The following is a 20713-nucleotide window of genomic DNA, read 5'->3' on the forward strand; positions in this document are numbered from 1 at the left end:
TATTGGAAGATATATTGCGGATTTTTATTGTAGAAAAGCTAAACTGGTTATAGAAATTGATGATTCGCAGCATTTTATGAAAGATGGGGCAGCTCATGATTACCGAAGAACGGTTTTTATGAAACAATTTGGTATTCTTGTATTACGATTTATGAATAAAGAGATATTAACGAACCTGTCAGGGGTATGTGAGTACATTGATTATGTGGTTAAGCAGAGGTTGAAAGAACTTAGGAGCAGCCAGAGTCAGGAGCTTTACCTATAATTCCTTACGATGCACATACAGGAATCAACTCTCCGCCATCTACGATGGCCCTCCTCTCTCTCCAGAGAGGAAAACGTGCTGCATGCTTCCGTTAATCAGCTTTTGCATTCTTACGCTTTGCAAGAAGAAAACATTCCGCTTCACACCGTCCCGAATCCCATAGGAATTTGCCGACAGAAGATAAAGTTTGCGACCTTTACCCTCTCTCTCCAGAGAGGGAAACGTTTTGCATGCTTTCCTTCGCGCCAATATACAAGAATTAACTTTCCATCAGACAAACCACTGTAGCCGTCTGCAGACAATCAGATGATTCAGACAACCGACCGGAAGCCTGTGGGGCCTCCTTTCAGACTAAAAAATCGCAGAACATTTGCATGCTTTCCTTTTCACTCCTGCCAACTGAACGGATTGCACCGCCCCGAGAATCCGTTCAGTTTTCTTGCTGTCCAGAAGCCCATTGAGCTTTGTCAACTTGTGAACCCCCATATCCATTTGCGGATAAACGACGTGAATCCGCCTGCCTCTTACCTCCTTCTCACCTATCACCTGCCTTTTATGATATGATTATAAATAATAGTTATAAGAAAAACTGATGGGGAGGGGAATCTATGGAAGGGGAATTGTTTTCTGGTGTGTCTGCCCAGGGGATGGTGGACAGGCTGTGTGAACTGGCTGTAGAGAGGAAGGCCAGTGATGTGCATGCAGAGCCGCTGGCAGAGGGTGGGCGCATCCGCCTGAGGCGTCATGGGGTGATGGAAAATCTTGGGTACCTCAGCGGTCGCCGATTTTCGTCGCTTATTAACTGTTTCAAGGTGATGGCCCATATGCATCTGGAAGAGAACCGTATACCGCAGGATGGGAGCTGCCGACGCCGGGTGGCCGGTGAAGAGGTAAGTTTTCGCTTCTCGGTGATTCCATCCCTTTACGGGGAAGCGGCGGTTATGCGTGTGCTGCCGCCGCATCTGCCATTTGTGGATGGCATGCACCTTGGCATGTTGCCCTGTCAGAAGGATCTGTTTATCCGTAAGCTGAAAGCACATCATGGCCTGATACTGGTTACAGGACCTACCGGTTCCGGGAAGACGTCCACTATGTATGCAGCCATGCGTCGTCTTACGTCCGGGAAAATCAGCGCCTTTTCCATCGAGGATCCGGTGGAGTATCACATGGATGGGGTAGTGCAGATGGAAGTAAACGAGAAGGCTGGACTCACCTTTGCCCGCGGGCTCCGTGCGCTTATGCGTCAGGATCCGGATATCATCATGGTAGGCGAGATACGGGATGAGGAAACAGCGCACATTGCCGTGCATGCCGCATTGAGCGGTCATCTGGTGCTGTCAACGCTCCATACAGGAAATGCGGCAGAGGCGCCGCTTCGTCTGGTAGATATGGGTGTGCCGTCCTATTTGCTGGCCGCCTGTCTTTGCCTGGTGATTTCCCAGCGCCTGGTACCGGCGGTAAATGGGCGGACAGGGATTTTTGAAATGCTTTCCATTGAGGAGGCCGAGCGGAGGGCTATTCATGACCAGGACTGGAAATCACTGGCCAGTGGGATGAAAAGGCAGGGACAGCCGGATATGGGGGATGTGCTGTCTATGCGCCGGCAGGGGATTATGAAGGGGAGGAATCAGTATGCTGTCGATTGCCAGGTTGTTGGAAAAGTATCCGAAGATGACGGATATCCATGTGATGGAGGGGGAAGCGGTACAGATACGGAGAGAAGGACGTCTGGAGCGTATTACGGAAAAGATGGACACTGAGACATTCTATGCCTTTCTTGCTCCGTATGTGCCGGATCTGCAGCAGGGAATTTTATCAGGGCATGAGGCACTGGACCGGGCGTGTTCAGAAGGGAAACAGCGGCTTCGTCTTCACCTGTACCGGGTAAGAGGCCATAGGGCAGCCTCCATCCGGATACTTCCTTCGCTGGCTGACCTTCCGGAAGATGGAGACAGCGAATGGATTCAGGATATGGCGTCTCTGCCAAACGGGCTGGTGCTGGTCACCGGGCCTACCGGTTCCGGGAAAACGACGCTTCTGGCGCGTATGGAGCTGGAAATCAGTAAAAGGCGCCCTGTGCATATCCTTACGCTGGAAGATCCGGTGGAGTATATTATTCCCTCTCTATGCGCTATGGTGCATCAGCGGGAAAAAATGACTGATTTTTCCACATTTCCTCAGGGTATACGGGAGTCGCTCCGTGAGGATCCGGATGTGCTGGTCATCGGAGAACTCAGGGACCGGGAAACGGTGCGGTCAGCGCTTATGGCCGCAGAGACCGGGCATCTGGTGCTGGCCACTTTGCACAGTCGGCGGTGCTGGGAGGCAGTGGCCCGCATGGTTCATGCTTTTCCGGAAGGGGAGCAGATGGAGATACGGACTATTCTGTCCTCTGTGCTTCGCTCGGTATCCTCGCAGGTTCTGTTTCACCGGCAGGAGGAGACAGTGGCTGTCCGGGAAATACTTATGGTGACATCTGCCATTTCTCATCTGGTACGGGATGGAAAGTATGAACAGATCCGTTCGTATATGCATCAGAGCGATGGAGTTATGGCGCCTATGGATAAGAGGGCACTTAACCTGTCGAGGCTGTGGCCGGAAGAGGAACAAAATGAGCTCCTGGCCGTTGTACAGTAATCGTTCGGTAAGGGGGATAACCTATGGGACACTATGCGTATAAAGCGTATGGAAAGCAGGGGATGTGTAAAGGAAAGATTTCAGCAGCAAGCCGGGTGGAGGCAGCGGAGTGTCTTCGACGGCAGGGGCTTTTGCCTGTACATATAGAGGAGGCAAGGAAGGTAGCGAGGAAAAACGGGAGGCGGCGGGAACAGATACTGCTTTTTCAGGAGTGGTCGGCCCTGTTGTCGGCGGGTCTTCCTATGGATGAAGTCTTTCGTCTGCTGGCCCGGCATGGAGGAAAGAGACGCCAAGTGATGTGTCGCTTTCTGGAAGAGGCCGTACTGTCCGGACTGACCCTGTCAGAGGCTATGGAAGAGGAGGGGAGCTTTTCTCCACTGGCTATTGCCTTAATCCATACGGGGGAGGAAAGCGGACGGCTGGCTGACGAGCTGGATGTACTGGCTTCGTGGCTGCAGAGGCAGGAAGAAGAGCGGAGGAAATGGAAGGAAATAGTCAGTTATCCGCTCATAGTTCTCCTGGCAGCGCTGTGCTTCTTTGTGGCAGCGGTAGCGTATATCCTGCCGTCATTTGCTGCACTCTTTTCGTCGTTGTCTATCCCTTTGCCTTCTTCTACCCGGTATCTGCTCGCTCTGGGCACCTGGGTGGTGGCACATTGGCCGGTGCTGGCAGGAGGAGCAGCCGCTCTTGCTTTTCTGCTTACCTGCATCTGGCGGAGTGAGAAAGGCAGGCTGTGGAAGGAAAAGCATCTCTTTTCCCTGTTGTTTCTGCGGAAGGTATATACGGCCAGGTGGTGCCACGCCCTGTCTCATCTGGTTCAGGGCGGTATGCCCCTTCCTCTGGCTATACGCCTTTCGGCAGCGGTTATGGGGAATGATGCTGCAGAAAGAAAAATGGAGCATCTGGCAAAGGAAGTGGAGAATGGAGAATCATTTGCTGAACGGCTGGATGCCTCTCCCTTTGGTTTTCCTGTAGTGGTGCAGATGGTATCTACCGGAATGGAAAGCGGGCAGCTGCCTGAATTCCTGGAACGGAGCGGTTCTTTTCTTGACCGGGAGAGGCAGGAAAGAGTGCGCCGCATGCAGGCTATGGCCTCCCCGGTTCTGCTTCTCCTGTCCGGTGGTGTCACGGCATTCACCATGCTTTCTGTGCTGTCGCCTCTTCTGGCAGTGGGAGGCCTGTAATGGCCTATCGGCTGGCTTGACACATAGCTTGTTTCCGTCTTATAGTTAAAGAATGAAATAACCAGAAAGAAACAAGAGAAAAGGGGGAAGAACCCAACATGTTGAATGCGTACAAGCACAATGCCAATCATGAATTAGTTCCTGTAGACATTGACTCTGCGGAAAAGGGTTCGTGGATCAACTGCTCTGCACCTACGGAGGAGGAACTTATACACATTCATAAATTAACGGGTATCCCTGTCAATTCCCTGCAGACTGTACTGGACCGTGAAGAACGTTCCCATGTAGAACTGGAAGATGAATACATTTTTGTCGTAGTCAATACGCCGGTCCTCTTATGTGAAGACTCTTACGATGCACTGCCTCTGGGTATCTTTATTACCCGCATGTACTTCGTAACGGTGTGCCTGGAAGAAAATGCAGTTGTTTCCTCATTTCTCGCTAATAAGAGATACTCTTTCCAGACATATAAAAAGACAAGATTTCTGTTTCAGATTCTGTCCTCAGCTTCTTCTTCCTTCCTTCATTACCTGCAGGAAATTTACCGGCAGACGGATGTTATCGGCATAAGGGTGCGTAAGTCCCTGCAGAATAAGGAAATTTTCCGCATGCTGGAACTGCAGAAGTCTCTGACCTACTTCAACTTTGCGCTGCATGCCAATGAAAGCGTGATGGAACGTCTCATGCGGCTGCGCAATAATTCCCTGTCTTCGCCGTCGCTTTTGAAGATGTATGAGGAAGATGAAGATCTGCTGGAAGATGTGATTATTGAAAATAAGCAGGCACTGGAAATGTGCGGTGTATATTCCAACATTCTTATCTCCATGATGGATTCCTATTCCTCTATTATTTCCAACAGCCTGTCGCAGATTATGAAGTTCCTGACTTCCGTAACCATTATTCTGGCAGTACCCACCGTACTTTACAGTTTATGGGGAGCCAATGTGCCCATGCCCATGGAAAATACTCCCTATGGATTCTGGGCCCTGCTTTTAGGTGGTCTGGCGCTTACGGGACTTGTTACTTTTTATCTTTGGAAAAAGGATATGCTCTGATAAAAATACCTGCCCGGCAGGTGTTTTTTTATGAAATATATGGAGGAACCCATGTTTATTTTTGAAATTTATAAGAATGCCAATCCGGATCATATTGCGCTGGTAGGAAATCGTACGCTTACATACGGCGAAATGGATCAGCAGATTTCCCGGTATCGCAATGTGCTGTATAAGAAGGGCATTCGTCAGGGAGACAGGGTGGCCATTTACTCAGGCAACTGTATCCAGTTTGTGCTTGCCTATATGGCTATAGTCAGCCTGGGGGCCATTGTGGTTCCTGTCAATTTCTCCCTGGTGGAAAGAGAAGTGGACTATATTGTAAAGGATGCGGGAATTTCCCTCCTGCTTACCGATCGTCCCATGAAAGCGGTCTGCCCGGTCATGGGACTCGACAAGCTGGATGATCTGTCCCGATTTGGCAAGGCAGGGGAAGCACCGGCCTTCCCGGAAGGCATTACAGAGGACGATGTGTGCAGCCTTGTATATACCTCCGGAACCACCGGAAGCCCGAAGGGGGCTATGCTTTCCCACAAGAATATTGTCCGCAATATTCAGCAGTTCAATGACGTAGTGCAGTTTAATGATCGGGATATCTGCCTCTGCGTACTTCCTATGTTCCATTGCTACGGCTGGACCGTTTCCGCCATGGCGCCTCTCTATGTGGGAGCTTCTGTGGTCGTTCTGAACAGCAAGAATCCAAAGGAAATGATTCATACTATTGAGAAGTACAAGATTACTGTAGCAGCCATGGTTCCGCCTATGTATCATCTTCTCGTGCGCCGGGGAGATACTTCGGCCATGGATTCCGTGCGCATGTTCATTTCCGGCGGTGCGCCGATTCCTCAGCCGGTTTCTCAGGGATTCTATGAAAAATACGGACATCCAGTACTGGAAGGCTATGGCCTCACGGAAGCTTCTCCGGTAGTAAGCGTTATGCATCCGGATCAGCCGCCGAAGTACCTCACCGTAGGTCCGGCCATTTCGGACGTAGAAGTAAAAGTATGTACAAAGAGCGGAGGGCCGTACAAGCCGGGCGAAGTAGGGGAACTCATGGTACGCGGTGACAATGTCATGAAGGGGTACTGGCATAAGGAAGAAGAAACCGCTAAAGTCATCACTCCGGACGGCTGGCTCCATACCGGTGATCTGGTGTACATGGATAAGGATGGATATATTTACATCGTAGATAGAATAAAGGATCTCATTATCGTAAACGGGGAAAACATCTATCCCGGCGAAGTGGAAGACTGCCTCTACGAAATTCCGGAAATTTCCGAATGCGCTGTAGTTGGCCACTCCGATCCTCTTCGCGGTCAGGCGGTATGGGCCTACATTGTCATGAAAGATGGATGCCCATTCGATGAAGATTCTATCCGTCACTACCTGCTGAAAAACCTGGCAGCGTACAAGGTACCAAGACGGTTCATCCCTATGGACGAACTGCCCAAGAACTCCACAGGCAAGATTCTGAAAAGAGCATTGAGGAAGTGAGTCAATAAAGCTCGAAGGCGCTTTATTAACCGACTGGCAGATAGTCAGACATGAGATAGAAAAGCTACTGGATTTTCTTCAGATAAAACCAAAGGATAGGAAAAGACAGGTAAGAGATAAGAGGTTAGAGAGGCAGATTCACTTGGCTTATCTGCAGGTGGATTCTGCGAATAGCTTCTATATAACATAAACGAGATTTCCCGTTTTTATGGGAAATCTCGTTTTGTTATGTCTTGTATAAAGGTAAGTAGCTAAAAGTTGTACGAAAGGAAAGCATGCAGTACGTTTTCCTCTTGGAAGATAATAAAAGCCACAAACGTTGTTTGCTGTCAGCAAAAAAGGCGACGCCATTTTCGGGTCGCCAAAGCTCTATGGGATTCGAGACAGCAAGCCTCCTGCCTCTTACCTCCAACCTGTCTTTTGATGTTACCTATAGCCTTTCTCAATTCTCAACCCCGTCTTTTTTTACCGCTTCCATGGTGAATGGACCGGGTGCGGTTTTATCCAGGGTGATTTCTCCTTTTTTGTATCGGGCCAGGGTTTTGAGGACAGCTTCCTTTTCTGTTTCTGCTTCTACGGGAACCACGGTCTTCCGGGTTTCGGTGATTTCTATATAAAAGGTTTTCATGAAATCATTCCAGTCTTTCTCTTACAATGTGGGCAATGAAATGGCGCAGGGAGTCAACCTGTTTCATCCAGTCTCCGGCCAGGGAGTTGAACGCTTTTTTCATTTGTTCGTTCTTCATATATTTGGAGTTGATTTTAATATTATAGAGCGCGCAGGAAGCGGAGGAGGCGGCCATGTCAGCGGCCATCATGGAGTCAGAGAGCAGATTCTGATTTCCGCTCTGCATGAGTTCTTCAAAGATAGGGATGACGGTGATAATAGCTTCAGCCATCTGACGCGGCACTTCGGCACCCCGTATAAGGGCTTCCTGGATTTTGGCCGGACGTGTGGGATCATCTTTTGGGATGCTCCAGGTGTGGGACATAGCGTTCAGGGCACGTACATCTTCCTGCATCAGATTAAGCAGAGTTTTCTGTGATGCGGCGAGGCCATCCAGCCATACCCGGGCCCGTTCATGAAGCGGAGCATATTTTTTGTTGGATAAAGTGAACCGAACGACCATGGAAGCCATGGCGCAGGCCTGCGCCCCCAGAAGAGCCGCCTGGGCACCGCCTGCCGGGTCAGTGTTGGCTTCGCCCAGAGCCTGAAGGTAGGAATCGATAGTTTGCTGATGCCAGATAGTTTCCGTCATAATGGATACCTCGTAATTAACTACGCCCTAAATGTAGAAGTTTTGTGCCATCTTTAGGAAGGGCATAAACGTAAAGATGCATGCCAGGTTTAAGAACCAGATCCGGCTGAGGAATGTGAGCCTGATCATTTTGCCGTACATCGATGAGCGTGCAGCATGCCGGCCAGTGAATGTCCTCGATTTTTTTGCCAGACAGATAAGAACCGGAACATATAGGAATTTCCAGTATGGTGCGTGTTTCTTTTGCCGACTGCTTCCTGTTCTTAAGGGAAATGGCCAGCAGCTGACCGTAAATCGGCTTGCCATCCACCAGGGCGCTGGTAACATAGGCAATGGCCGCTGTCAGAACCAGGGCAGTGAGGTGGGAAAAGTCTCCGGTCAGTTCCAGAATCAGGAGTACCGATGTAATGGGGGAACGCATGCTGGCGGTAACAAAGGCGGCCATGGCTGCCGTGATGATATTTGTACCGTACATGGGATCAATGATGCCCAGGGAAATAAAGATATTGGACTCAATGGCTCCCACCAGGGCACCGATAGAGAACATCGGCACCAGGAACCCGCCAGGGATACCGCTTCCTGTAGACAGTACGGTAAACAGGTACTTTCCTGCACACAGGATAAGGAGCATGGACAGCGTGGGGTGTTTTCCTACGATAGAATTGACCAGGCCATCGCCGCCTTCCGTGATCTCAGGAAGAGCCAGACAGACAAAGGCCCCCAGGATAAAGGCGAAAATCAGGCGGGGAAATACGCCTTTCAGATGGATGGCGTTATAGAAGCGGCCTACATGGGTAAGGCCGTAATTATAAAAGACGCCCAGAGGTCCGCAGATGGCTCCTGCCAGAATCAGTGGGAGAATCAGCAAATGGGTGGTGGCCGGCATAGACGGGAAGATGAAAATGCCTTCCTGTCCGAATACATATCTGGTCACTATAGTGGCAGATACGGCAGAAGCCATGGAGGGAAGAAGAAGAGCAGAGGAGAAACTCTGATTCATTTCTTCCAGTGCGAATACCGTGCCGGCCAGGGGGGCACTGAATGCGGCAGCCAGCCCGGCACTGGAACCACTGGTGATAAGATATTTTTCTTCCAGCGGTACGCGTTTAAGTATCCGGCTGATACCCTTGGCCACGGCCGCCCCAATCTGTACGGATGGTGCTTCCCTGCCAATGGAGAGACCGCCCAGAATACCGAGTACCACGGCAGAAAACTTGACGTAGAGGACCGGAATCCATCGCATATGAAAATATCCCAGAAGTTCCCCTTTTACCTGAGGAATGCCTCCACCCATGGCCAAGGTCTCATGGATACACAGGCGATACACAATATATGCCAGGAATACTGCAAAGATGAGCCATGCACAGAATGGAATGACATCGCCATTAGATAGGGCTGGTTCAATATATGTGGAAAAAATATGTCTCCGGATTTCCGATGACTCATCCAATGCCCAGATAAAGGAACCGATGGTAAAGCCTCCGGCAATACCTACAACAATACCTTCAAAAAATAAGCGCAACCGGAACGCATTCCAACGGGATAAATCCTGAAGCGTATCGGCTAGCGCATGCAGTTGATTCATATATACTCCTTCGCATGTAGTCATATTATAGTATAGTTCTTAATATCATTTTATTATAATATAGAACCCATAAGGAAGTAAGGGGGGAAGGATGCAAACGTTGTTTGCTGTCTGTGAGAATCAGAAGATTCGCAGGTCGGTATGAGCCAGGGCGCATAGGCTGGAGGTAAGAGGCAGATGCGCGAAGCCAATCTGCCTGCCTCTTACCTCCCACCTGTCTTTTTAGTCTGAAGGAAATCAAAGGTTTGCGGACCTTGATTGAAGATTATTATTTAATTATGGAACAACACGTTTTATCCTATATCCCCCCCAATTCTGTCAGGCAAAACATAGTGTGAAATTTTACTCGGTAGGGAAATTTTTCCAGAAACAATAAAAGAGGAAAGCCTCCCTTTGAGTGGAAATGCAATTGGTGCAGTCATTTCTCTCAGTAAGGAATCTGATGACTCTATCGAGGCTGAAAGGAAGCTAACTCATTGGCTCACTGAAATGAACTGTCAGCTTATAGCTATGGCTCTGGCGCGTATTGACACTGAGCTGTATCAGATTTACAAAGTACAGGGGTGGCGTGTGGCACGCCGAGGCTCCAGGACAATTTGCTGCCGCTATGGAGAGCTGACCTATACCCGAAGACTTCTGCAGAAAGAAGGGAAGAGCTTCTATCCCCTGGACTGCAAAATGGGCTTTGAGTTCAGAAAGCACTACAGCCTGGGAATGATTGAACAGATTGTCGAGTAATAGGGGCTTGAACGCCAAAAGATGGGTATGTTATATTAAGAATAAGGTTATAGGAGCTGAGATAAGATTAAGCCGCAATCTCTGCTTCTTTGTTCAGAATTTACTTTTAGAGGGGGTAAAATCATGAAAAAGGTATGGCTACTTTTATGTATGTTGATGCTTGCATTGTATGGTACAGTGACTTCTTACGCTGCAGGAGAAACTGCGGCGACATTGGTGTGGGTAAATCCCAATGCGGTAAGTGATGTTTCTGCGGCAGAAAAGAAACTGAATGAAGGCTTACAGGGGGCTCTGAAAAACTATCAGTTCCAGTTTGCAAATTCCGTAGATGCACAGATTATGATGCAACAGTACATGATTGAAAATGGAGTTGTTCCTGACGATAATAAGACTAGCGTTGGATTCTTGCCTAAAAAAGGGGACATGCAGGCGTTTGCTAATCAGCTTGGCGTAAATTATGTGGTATTCTGCAATGCTAGAATTACTGACGAAAAAGTAAAAACTGCATGGATTTCTTGGACGGGTGATAAATATGAAGTAACTATGCTTTTTACAACGATTGTTTATTCCGCCGATCGTGACCAGTATGTGTATTTCGGGCAGCAGTCGGTCAAGGAAAACGCAGCTGGCAGCTCTAGCATGGAACGTGCTTTTAACAAATGTTGTAATACCTACTTTACAAAGAAATTGACACCAGAGAATTTTATTCTGAAGTAAATGGAAAAAGCAGGAGGAAATAAAGTTTCTTCCTGCTTTTTTGGTGGTGATTGTTGCGAAAAAATGAAATGTACCGCACCATCAACCCGCACCACAAACCTGAATCCTTCGCGTTCTGTACATCGCAGGCACCCACACCGGCAACCATTACATTACGCTCAACAACGTTAATGCAGATGGCAATACTGACGGCGCTGCCGGTACGGTTCTTGTAAGTGTAAAGGACGAGCAGGGCAACTTCTTTGCCAACGATAAGGAAGGATCCTTGTATTGGAATAAGTACACTTTAGATATGCAAGACAGCGCTACTGATGGTTACACTAAGGATTGGTACTTGAAAAAAGTAGAATTCATCCCTTCTAAACCGACCACCAGCGTAGATGCAGTAGATGCAACCCAAAGACTGGCTTTTGCCAACTGGGTGGAGGACGACAAGCTTATGCAGCGCATGGGCGACCTGCGCCACGAAACCAATAATGAGGAAGGCGTTTGGGTGTGCGTCAAAGGTGGCAAATACAGCGGCGATGGCTTCAGCAACCGTCACACCATGTACCAGCTTGGCTATGACGATGTTGTAAAAAATACTGATAAGCTGAAACGTTATCAGGGCGTAGCCTTCTCCTACGATGACGGCAAGAACAGCTTCAACCGCGGCAGTGGCAAGCTGAAAGCCAAATCTATCGGCTTCTACAGCACGGACCTGCGCAACAAAGGCCATTATCTGGACTTGGCGCTTAAGATTTATGATGCAGACAGCGACTTTACTGTGTTTGATTCCGAAGGCAAGAAGATTACCTGTGCTTTTGACAACACGGGTATCAGCCTGAGTGCGGAATATGGTCGCAAGAAATATCTTGACGAGCATTGGTCTATTGAATCGCAGGCACAGCTGACCTTGGGTTATTTGGGCGGTGCAAGATATACCACCAGCAATGGCATCCACGTAAGCCAAAGCGATCTCAACAGCGTTTTGGGACGTATCGGCTGCAACTTTATGTATGATATGGACAAAAAGAATACTGTCTACCTGAAGGCCAACTGGCTGCATCAATTTGCCGGTAATTACGGTGTAACCTTGACTAACGGCAATGACAGCCTGCGTATTGATAACCATGACCATGACACCTGGTTTGAATACGGCTTGGGATTTGCCTGCATGATCGGCAAGAACAACCACCTGTATGCGGACGTAGAGCGTTCTACCGGAGGCAGCTTGCGTAAGGACTGGCAGTGGAATGCCGGTATGTTCTGGACGTTCTAAGCTGATGTAAACTGGCCTTTAATATCTACAATATCATTTAATAAATAGTGAAGAAAAATGCGTAACGGATTTTCACGTCTTTTGCGTATTTTTTTACGCAAAAGAAATGAATCACCGGTTCTACAGCTATCGCATGAAACAGCAGGGGCGGAACTGGTCCAGTGAAGAAATGGAGTACATGGTCTGGGTACTGACTGCCCGGAAGAATAAGACGCTTACGCAAGCCCTCTTGTACCATGCTAATGGGAAGGGCTACAAAAAGATGGATAGAGCCATGCACAAAGCCGTGGTGCAGGCAGAGCACAGAATGAGAAACTATAGGTCAGGATGTCTGGAAGGGCGTATAGGCGTTTATGGAGCGTCTTCTTCCCCCATAGGAAGACTTGCCAGAGCGATACAGAAATACTGATTAAACCGAACCCACGGAGATAGTAATTATCGACAGTCAAATGAATTACCGAGGAAAACTTTACACTTACCAGGCAAAATACAGCTGTTGACACCTGGACAAGAATATGCTATCATAATTTCTGTCATATGGCAGCGATGCCATAGGCCAATGTGGCGGGTGTGGTGAAGAGGCTAACACGGCGGATTGTGGCTCCGTTATGCGTGGGTTCGAGCCCCACCACTCGCCCCATTTTTTTTACCCAAAAACGGGAAAGAGAGATGTCCCGTGCATATACAGATGGTGGAAAACCACCGTATGGGGGTATAGCCAAGTGGTAAGGCAACGGACTTTGACTCCGTTATGCGACGGTCCGATTCCGTCTACCCCTGCCAGAAGAGCAAAAGCACATGCAAAGAGCATGTGCTTTTTTTGTACATTTTTGAAGTGGTAAAAGATAGCGTAAAGGGCCCTGCATCGTCCCGAGCCGCAGGCTTGCCGACTTGTGAATCTCCATAGATTCACACCGACAGCCAACTTATATTTGTGGCCTTTCAGCCGGCCCTGAAGCGGAATTAAATGATTTCTTTACGGGCTGTACATATAAGTAATAAGTACGCACAAGGATAATATTGGGGTTGGGAGAGGCCAATCGCAGGGAGGAGCTCATAATCTATAATTTCGAGGAAGGCCGGGATGCAGAGGTTGTTAAGGGTGAAAAATTTCTTTCTGGACTATATGCGGCGGTACGTTCAGGAAAGATTTTTTGCCATGAATCAAAATTTGCGCCTGGACCGACCGATGATTTCGCGGCAGGCGTTTGTTCTGGTAAGGAACGGATATAGATCAGAACGGAAGACCTCCCGAAATTAGTAAGTGGTCCCCATTACATACAAATACACCGCCTGTGCCAGATCATACATATTGGTATCTTCCACCACTGGTTGTTCCTGTGCGGCATCACCTTTCATCTTTTCTTTCTTTATAGTTTTTCCATTTTCATCCACGGTGGTAAGGGAGTCTATGGTATAGGCGGCCTGGTGAATCAGGGGAGCGTAGTGAACCGTAATCTGGGTGAAGATTCCGGTGTTTGCCGCCTTATCCTGAGTGAGGATGGCGAAGGTAAGGGCATGAACGCCTTTTCCTTTTTTGATGGAATCCATATCCAGATAAGTGGTCTGCTGCTCTTCTTCCTGGATTACCGGGAATCGGTCGCTGTTGCTGTCAGCAAAGAATGCGTGAGCAGGAAGGGCCCAGGCTATGAGGAGCAAAAGAATTGTCAGTATCCTTTTCACTGGGCATCACCTGCCAGAGGAGATTTTTCTGTTTCCTTAATGTCTTCAGCCGGTTTGGATTCGCTGGCAAAAGGGGAGGAAGGGACAGCGTCAGTATTGTTTCCGGCGCGGTACTTGCTCTTCATGTGGTAAAGGAAACGTTCTGCCAGAGGGGTGAGCTCCATGCCTTTTGGTTTAATGGCGCCAAGGGTCATGTGTTCATCGCTCTTAAGAGGGATGGAGACAATTTCCTTGCCACTGAAGTCATCGGTCATAATCCCTGAGGAAATGGTGTAGCCGTCCAGACCCACCATGAGGTTGAAAATGGTGCCGCGGTCAGTAACCGTGATGTTCTTACTGCTTTCTTCCGTGCTGTGCACTTCTTCTGTGAAATAGAAGGAGTTGACTTCGCCCTGGTCATACACCAGACGCGGATAGGGTACCAGGTCTTCCAGGGTAATGATGTCCCGGGAAGCCAGTGGATGGTTCCGGCGGAGGAATACGTGGGGCTTTACTGTGAACAGGGGAATAAAATCCAGGTCGTTGTCGTGAAGGATGCGCTTTAACACATCGTGGTTGAACGAGCTTTCGTACAGGATACCCAGACTGCTCTTCTGGCGGTGGACGTCATTGATGATTTCGTAAGTCTTGGCTTCTCGAATATAGTAGTCATATTCTGGTGCATTTTCTTCTTTTACCAGCGCCACGAAGGCCGCTACGACGATAGCGTAGTGCTGGGAGGAAATGGAGAAGGTGTGATGGATGGCGGAACTGTCCTTATAACGGTGTTCCAGCAGGTCGGCCTGCTCCACAACCTGACGGGCATAGGAAAGGAATTTGACGCCTTCTTCAGAAAGGATAACTCCTCGGTTGGTCCGTCTGAATATGGTGATGCCCATTTCCTTCTCCAGTTCCGTAACGGATTTGGACAGACTGGGCTGGGTGATGAACAGAGCTTTGGCTGCCGTGGAAATAGAACCTCGGCGCACAATTTCAATAATATAGCGCAACTGGGTAAGTGTCATAATATACCTCTATACGGCGGGCCGTAACAGCCTTGGTATTCCTGTTATAAAAATCATATAATCTTTTTGCAATATATTTGATTATATCACTAAGCTGGCTTTTGGCACACAGGAGAAAAATGACTGTATTTTCTGAATCTCCGGATGATGTTATACTTAAAGTGAAAAATTGTGCTCTGTATCAGGGCTTTTGCCCGAAGTGATGAAGGGATGATTATGGGTCTTTCGGTACGGGATATTCTTATCCTGGATTATTTTGATGGAAAACCGGTACATACAAAGGCGCCGGCTTATCAGGAAAAAGTGCTGGGGCCGCATGCTAATCAGCGGATCCGACTGCTTCTGGAAGAGGGATGGATACGATATACCCGGCCTCAGGAAACGGTGAATATGCTTCCGGATAAGGCACTGGCTGATTTTCTGGCTCATTATGGCTATTCGCCGGAAGGTTCGCATGCCCAGCTGGTGCGCCGGGTGGTGGATAACATACCGGAAACGGACTATGCCCATGCGGTACCCAAAATGTATATAGCGACCATGGATGGCCGTAGGGAAATGAATTCCCACATGGCCTACATACTGAATGCCCGGGGAAATTATGGACTGACGGAAGGGGAAATCGGGGAAGCCCAGAGGACTCTGGCGGTACGCAGGGAACCCTGTTCGGCCAAAAGTATACTGCTTCGCGCCTTTCAGCAGAAGATAGAAATATTTACTATGGGCGGAGAGTGGACAAGGCTCAGAAATCTGTATTTCACTATGGGTAATTTCTACGTGCGTCAGGATGAGAACCACACAGCGCTTACTATGCTGTACCTGGTATTCCTGCTGGATATGTCCGGTATGGAAAACCGCAACCGCCTGGTAACCTATGAAGAGCTGTTTCCTACGCAGAAGGGAATTATTCTGCTTATGAATCAGCTGAGAAAAGAGCTGGGGATGTCAGAAATGGCGGTGAAGACGGATTTCCTGTCCTCTATTGCCCGAATGGGCCCCAGGCTTCCATTCTCCTATTTCTCACCGCAGGTGATGGCCCGTATTCTGGTGGAACGGCTTCGAGGTTTTGATTTTGACAGAACCCGGTACATTTCTGAGGCGAACACTCCTGATGCATCGTCTAAGGCGTATCACTACCGGTCAGTTCCCTTTAGCCTGCCGGAAGGACGAGGTGAAAGGAGGGATAATTCCTCGCCACAGGACTCGTTTGGTATACGGCGTCATCTCACGCCGCCTGTACCTCCGGTGATGCGCGTGCCAGCCTTCACTACCCGGCCGTTCGTTCCTTCCCACAAAGCCAGGAGAAAGGTAAAACGGAAGGTAGAACCGAAAAGAAAAACGTCAGTAAAAGGTAAAGAAAAAAAGAAAAACTGGATTGCCCGGATTCTGGGAAGATGAGAGGGATAAAGATGAGCGGAGCTTATGGTTGGTGCAAGCCAAAGGCTCGCGAGCCGGTGCTAAGCCGGAAGAGGCTTAACAGGTCGGCGCCTTACTATCCAAAAGGCAGGTCAGCCAAAGCCTCATCGAGACTTTCGAGGGGTGGATGTTGCACATGGTATTTTTGTATAAAGGCAGACCACCTGCAGCGTGCAGGCTATCAGACACAAAAACTGAAAGTTTTTTATGTCGGATGTCTGTATTTCTCTATGCCTGTTAATTTTCTCCCCTCTCTTTTTCATCTGACGGCTGAAAAGACCTCCTGTTTTCTTCGATAAGAGGCAGGAATCTGCGTTCCCATAAGCGATATTTATATGTTATAATGTAGTGTATGATTTTACGCGGAAGAGAGGCTTTTATGAAAGAAAATATAAGACATGTCTTGCTCCGTGTAGAGACGGTGACCCGGGATGAGGAGGGGAAGGAAGAACAGATTTCCCTTCAGGTACCTGGAATCAGCGGAATCAGAGAGGGAGTCCCGTATATTCAGTATGAGGAGTCTGGCCAGGCGGGGATGGAGGGCGTTACTACCACGATTACCTGCCCGGAGGAACTGGTCATTCTGGAACGGACGGGTTCTGTTTCTCAGCGTCAGGAATACCGAAGAGGAGAGACCACCCAATCTGCCTATGAGACCCCTATGGGAACACTGAATATTGAGGTGACTACCAGAGAATTGCTGGTCAATCTGAACGAAGGCCGGGGACAGCTGAAGTTAGCTTACGATATTTCAGTTAAAGGACTGTTTAATCATTTTAATACAATTAGTATAGAACTAAGGGAGGATCCGGATTTTTATGGAAATCAGGGAAAAGCTGAAACAAATCATTGAAGAAGCACAAAAAGCCGCAATCGCAGCAGGTGAATTGCCGGAAGGCGAATATGCTCCTGTACAGCGTCTGGAAATACCGAAGGAAAAGAAGTTCGGTGATTATTCCACCAATGCCGCTATGCAGTGGGCGAGAACCGCACATCGCGCTCCGAGAATGATTGCTGAAGTACTGGTTAAACATATTGAATCCGACCTGGTAGATCATATGGAAATCGCAGGGGCAGGATTTATCAATTTCTACCTCACCAATGACCTGGTATACAGTGAACTGCGTCAGATTTTGGCAGCAGGTAAGGATTATGGCAATCTTCCGAACAAGGGAAATGGCCTGATTAATCTGGAATATGTATCCGCTAACCCGACTGGCCCGCTTCACATCGGTCATGCCCGCGGGGCTGCATGGGGTTCCGCACTGGCTAACCTGTACCGCGCAGCCGGCTATAACATTACTACTGAATACTATATCAACGATGCAGGCAACCAGATCGACCATCTGGCTGAATCCGTAAATGCCCGTTATCTCCAGCTCTTTGGGATGGATGCAGAAATTCCGGAAGACGGCTATCATGGTCTCGATATTGTAGATACGGCAAAGGCAATCAAGGAAAAGGATGGCCGCAAGTATCTGGATATGGATGAAAAAGACAGATTGGCTGCTTTCAAGGTTATTGCCCTGAAGGAAAAGCTGAATGTCATCAAGAAGGATCTTGGCGACCTGCGCGTAACCTTTGATACCTGGTACAGCGAAAAATCCCTGTATCCGGACAAGGTACACGAAGCACTGGAACCGATGAAGAAATCCGGAGCCCTCTATGAAAAGGATGGCGCATGGTGGATGGCCACCACTAAGGAAGGGGACGACAAGGACCGTGTAGTTATCCGTTCCAATGGCGTTCCGACCTATTTCTGCTCTGATATTGCTTACCACAAGGATAAGTTCAAGAGAGGGGCTAAGAAACTTATCGATATCTGGGGTGCTGACCACCACGGATATATAGCCCGTCTTAAGATTGCTCTTAAGCTCCAGGGATTCAACCCGGATGATTTCCAGGTTCTGCTCCTCCAGATGGTTACCCTGCTCCGTGACGGGGTTCCGGTTAAGATGAGTAAGAGAACCGGTACGGCTATCACCATGAGAGAACTTATGGATGAAGTCGGCGTAGATGCTACCCGTTATTTCTTCTGCAGCCGTACTCTGGACAGCCAGATGGAATTTGATATCGACCTGGCTAAGAAGCACTCCAGTGATAACCCGGTATATTACATTCAGTATGCCAATGCCCGTATCCACAGCCTGTTCTCTCAGGCTCAGGAAGCCAAGGTGGTTTATGGTGACTGGGCACATACCGATTTCACCGTACTGACTGATCCAAGTGAAATGGATCTTATCAAGAAGCTGGAAGCTTATCATGGCATGCTGGAATCGGCAGCCAGAGAACAGGCTCCGCAGCGTGTAACCCGTTATGCATTCGAACTGGCTACCCTGTTCCATCACTTCTACAAGAAGTGCCGTATTCTCGGCGTGGAAGAAAAGCTGACCGTAGCCCGTCTTGGACTGATTACAGCGGTACAGAACGTACTTGTTCATGCTCTTGGTATTCTTGGTGTATCTGCACCTGAACATATGTAATGAGGAGGATTCATGACTAAATATATCTTCGTAACTGGCGGCGTTGTTTCTTCTCTGGGAAAAGGAATCACCGCAGCATCCCTGGGCCGTCTTCTGAAAAACAGAGGATATAAGGTGACCATTCAGAAGTTTGATCCATATATCAATATTGACCCGGGCACAATGAGTCCTTACCAGCATGGTGAAGTCTTTGTTACCGATGACGGCGCTGAAACCGATCTGGATTTGGGGCATTACGAACGTTTCATCGATGTGAACCTGTCCAAGGCATCCAACGTAACCACCGGCAAGGTATACCAGTCCGTAATCAATAAGGAAAGAAAAGGCGAATACCTGGGATCCACCATTCAGGTTATTCCGCACATTACCAATGAAATCAAGGAACGTGTTCTCCGTGTAGGCCGCAATGACAATGCTGATATTGTTATCACCGAAATCGGCGGTACCGTAGGCGATATCGAATCTCTGCCATTCCTGGAAGCTATCCGTCAGGTTAAGAAGGATGTTCCGAACCGTAACGACGTTCTCTACATTCATGTAACTCTGATTCCATACATCCATGCGGCTGGAGAACTGAAGACCAAGCCGACACAGCACAGCGTAAAGGAACTTCGTTCCATCGGTATTCAGCCGGATATCATCGTATGCCGTACAGAAAAGACAGTAAGCGATGACATGAAGAAGAAGATTGCCCTGTTCTGCGACGTAGATGCCAGAGCCGTTATCAACAACGAAACCTGCAGCACCATTTACGAAGTGCCGCTCCTCCTCCAGGAAGAAGGTCTGGACCGCATTGTTCTGGAAAAACTGGGACTGGAAGACCGTCACTGCGATATGGACGAATGGACCGCTATGGTTAACCGTATCAAGGAAACCGATGCATCGGATAAGGAAATCAATATTGCCCTGGTTGGTAAGTATGTAGCCCTCCACGATGCATACCTCTCTGTAGTGGAATCTCTGCACCATGCAGGATACGCTAACGGTGTACAGGTAAAGATTAAGTGGATTGACTCCGAAAAACTGGAAAAACCGGGTGTAAACCTGGATGAAGTCTTTGATGACGTTTCTGGTATTGTCATTCCGGGCGGCTTTGGCTCCCGTGGGGTAGAAGGCAAGATTGCCACTGTCCGCTATGCCCGTGAACATAAAGTACCATTCCTGGGCTTGTGCCTCGGCATGCAGTGTGCTGTTATTGAATTTGCCAGAGATGTATGCGGTATGAAGGATGCCAACTCCACCGAATTCGTTCCAGATACTCCGTACCCGGTAATCGACCTCATGGCTGATCAGGCAGATGTTACAGAAAAAGGCGGCACCATGCGTCTGGGCACCTACCCATGCAAACTGCTGGAAGGTTCCATTGCCCGCAGCCTCTATGACAACAATGAAATTATTTACGAACGTCATCGCCACAGATACGAAGTAAATAATGACTTCCGTGCGAAACTGGAAGAAAAGGGCCTCGTATTCTCCGGCACCAGCCCGGACAACCGTCTGGTAGAAATTATCGAACTTAAGGATCATCCTTACTTCGAAGCTACCCAGGCACATCCGGAATTCAAGTCCCGCCCAACCAGACCACATCCACTGTTCATGGGTCTGATTAAGGCAGCACTGAAGAAATAATGAGAAGAACAATAAAAAATGCAGCGATGGCTGCATTTTTTATTGCGCAAAGACTACAACAGTGGTCAAGACCCTTTTGAAAACAGCAAGCCTGCTGCAAGAGACCATGCAATTTCTGCGGAATTGCCCGGAGAAAGTGGAATATTCTCTTCCATCCGTCTGGCGGATGGTGGATAGTAGAATGCTGTATGTGAATCCATGGGATATGTTGCTTCTCACTTTTTTATAAAAGAGGCTATTCGCAGAATCCACCCCCTGTGCCTCTGCAGGAGGCACACCGACCTGCCATATTGAAGTTAAGGCACCGAC

17 protein-coding genes, 2 tRNA genes and 2 pseudogenes are annotated in these 20713 nt (G+C 48.6%); 16 read left to right on the forward strand and 5 right to left on the reverse strand.

From position 1 onward, the window contains the following. From BLQ79_RS07230 to BLQ79_RS07255, 6 genes are all read left to right on the forward strand, one after another. Nucleotides 1-265: endonuclease domain-containing protein (locus tag BLQ79_RS07230; protein ID WP_143270116.1), on the forward strand; the 265-nt coding region annotated here is incomplete at its 5' end. 608 nt (nucleotides 266-873) lie between these two features. Next, nucleotides 874-2025 carry a GspE/PulE family protein gene (locus BLQ79_RS07235; protein WP_091365340.1) on the forward strand — a complete coding sequence of 384 codons (1152 nt, stop codon included), beginning with the start codon at nucleotides 874-876 and terminating at the stop codon, nucleotides 2023-2025. After that, nucleotides 1907-2902, forward strand: coding sequence for a type IV pilus twitching motility protein PilT (locus tag BLQ79_RS08395; protein WP_234944959.1), 996 nt, complete (start codon nucleotides 1907-1909; stop codon nucleotides 2900-2902). Before BLQ79_RS07235 ends, BLQ79_RS08395 begins: the two co-directional genes overlap by 119 nt. 23 nt (nucleotides 2903-2925) lie before the next feature. Beyond that, nucleotides 2926-4086 carry a type II secretion system F family protein gene (locus BLQ79_RS07245; protein ID WP_091365344.1) on the forward strand — a complete coding sequence of 387 codons (1161 nt, stop codon included), beginning with the start codon at nucleotides 2926-2928 and terminating at the stop codon, nucleotides 4084-4086. A 98-nt stretch (nucleotides 4087-4184) separates the two neighbouring features. Beyond that, entirely contained in the window at nucleotides 4185-5141 is a 957-nt protein-coding gene (locus BLQ79_RS07250; RefSeq protein ID WP_091365346.1) for a magnesium transporter CorA family protein, read from the forward strand. 51 nt (nucleotides 5142-5192) lie between these two features. After that, on the forward strand, nucleotides 5193-6632 hold the full coding sequence (locus BLQ79_RS07255; RefSeq protein WP_091365348.1) for a class I adenylate-forming enzyme family protein: 1440 nt from the start codon (nucleotides 5193-5195) through the stop codon (nucleotides 6630-6632). 442 nt (nucleotides 6633-7074) lie between these two features. On the opposite strand, the gene BLQ79_RS07260 is transcribed toward BLQ79_RS07255, so the two are convergent. The 3 genes from BLQ79_RS07260 to BLQ79_RS07270 are packed head-to-tail and all read right to left on the reverse strand — an operon-like array spanning nucleotide 7075 to nucleotide 9476. Beyond that, entirely contained in the window at nucleotides 7075-7260 is a 186-nt protein-coding gene (locus tag BLQ79_RS07260) for a DpnD/PcfM family protein (RefSeq protein WP_091365350.1), read from the reverse strand. Nucleotides 7261-7264: 4 nt separating this feature from the next. Next, nucleotides 7265-7891: a cyclodeaminase/cyclohydrolase family protein gene (locus BLQ79_RS07265; protein WP_091365352.1), complete on the reverse strand. Its 627-nt coding sequence runs from the start codon at nucleotides 7889-7891 to the stop codon at nucleotides 7265-7267. A gap of 16 nt (nucleotides 7892-7907) precedes the next feature. After that, on the reverse strand, nucleotides 7908-9476 hold the full coding sequence (locus BLQ79_RS07270; protein WP_159427880.1) for a ClC family H(+)/Cl(-) exchange transporter: 1569 nt from the start codon (nucleotides 9474-9476) through the stop codon (nucleotides 7908-7910). A gap of 372 nt (nucleotides 9477-9848) precedes the next feature. Here BLQ79_RS07270 and BLQ79_RS07275 point away from each other — a divergent pair. The 6 genes and pseudogenes from BLQ79_RS07275 to BLQ79_RS07300 all read left to right on the forward strand — a co-directional run. Continuing rightward, nucleotides 9849-10211: pseudogene (locus BLQ79_RS07275) on the forward strand (UPF0236 family transposase-like protein); the annotation flags it as partial. A gap of 126 nt (nucleotides 10212-10337) precedes the next feature. Further along, nucleotides 10338-10931, forward strand: coding sequence for a hypothetical protein (locus BLQ79_RS07280; protein ID WP_091365357.1), 594 nt, complete (start codon nucleotides 10338-10340; stop codon nucleotides 10929-10931). 121 nt (nucleotides 10932-11052) lie between these two features. Beyond that, nucleotides 11053-12192, forward strand: a complete 1140-nt coding sequence (locus BLQ79_RS07285; RefSeq protein ID WP_268761834.1) for an autotransporter outer membrane beta-barrel domain-containing protein — start codon at nucleotides 11053-11055, stop codon at nucleotides 12190-12192. A gap of 103 nt (nucleotides 12193-12295) precedes the next feature. After that, a pseudogene (locus BLQ79_RS07290) lies at nucleotides 12296-12601 on the forward strand (ISLre2-like element ISDsu1 family transposase); the annotation flags it as partial. A 155-nt stretch (nucleotides 12602-12756) separates the two neighbouring features. After that, nucleotides 12757-12832: transfer RNA gene (locus BLQ79_RS07295), tRNA-His, on the forward strand. A 68-nt stretch (nucleotides 12833-12900) separates the two neighbouring features. After that, nucleotides 12901-12975 (forward strand) — tRNA-Gln (locus BLQ79_RS07300). Between the two features lie 474 nt (nucleotides 12976-13449). Here BLQ79_RS07300 and BLQ79_RS07310 read toward each other — a convergent pair. Together BLQ79_RS07310 and BLQ79_RS07315 are read right to left on the reverse strand one after the other, a co-directional pair. Next, nucleotides 13450-13875 carry a hypothetical protein gene (locus BLQ79_RS07310; RefSeq protein WP_091365363.1) on the reverse strand — a complete coding sequence of 142 codons (426 nt, stop codon included), beginning with the start codon at nucleotides 13873-13875 and terminating at the stop codon, nucleotides 13450-13452. Beyond that, nucleotides 13872-14879, reverse strand: coding sequence for a LysR family transcriptional regulator (locus BLQ79_RS07315; RefSeq protein ID WP_091365365.1), 1008 nt, complete (start codon nucleotides 14877-14879; stop codon nucleotides 13872-13874). Before BLQ79_RS07315 ends, BLQ79_RS07310 begins: the two co-directional genes overlap by 4 nt. A 216-nt stretch (nucleotides 14880-15095) precedes the next feature. Between BLQ79_RS07315 and BLQ79_RS07320 the strand changes: the two genes are divergently transcribed. The 4 genes from BLQ79_RS07320 (at nucleotide 15096) to BLQ79_RS07335 (ending at nucleotide 20404) form a co-directional block, all read left to right on the forward strand. After that, entirely contained in the window at nucleotides 15096-16274 is a 1179-nt protein-coding gene (locus BLQ79_RS07320; RefSeq protein ID WP_091365366.1) for a hypothetical protein, read from the forward strand. 397 nt (nucleotides 16275-16671) lie between these two features. Continuing rightward, entirely contained in the window at nucleotides 16672-17145 is a 474-nt protein-coding gene (locus BLQ79_RS07325) for a DUF1934 domain-containing protein (protein WP_159427881.1), read from the forward strand. After that, nucleotides 17111-18775: an arginine--tRNA ligase gene (argS, locus tag BLQ79_RS07330; RefSeq protein WP_091365370.1), complete on the forward strand. Its 1665-nt coding sequence runs from the start codon at nucleotides 17111-17113 to the stop codon at nucleotides 18773-18775. Before BLQ79_RS07325 ends, argS begins: the two co-directional genes overlap by 35 nt. Before the next feature lie 12 nt (nucleotides 18776-18787). Then, nucleotides 18788-20404: a CTP synthase gene (locus tag BLQ79_RS07335; RefSeq protein ID WP_091365372.1), complete on the forward strand. Its 1617-nt coding sequence runs from the start codon at nucleotides 18788-18790 to the stop codon at nucleotides 20402-20404. The last annotated feature ends 309 nt before the right edge of the window (nucleotides 20405-20713 follow it).

The sequence above is a fragment of the Dialister histaminiformans genome, from assembly GCF_900103425.1.
GTDB lineage: Bacteria > Bacillota > Negativicutes > Veillonellales > Dialisteraceae > Allisonella > Allisonella histaminiformans.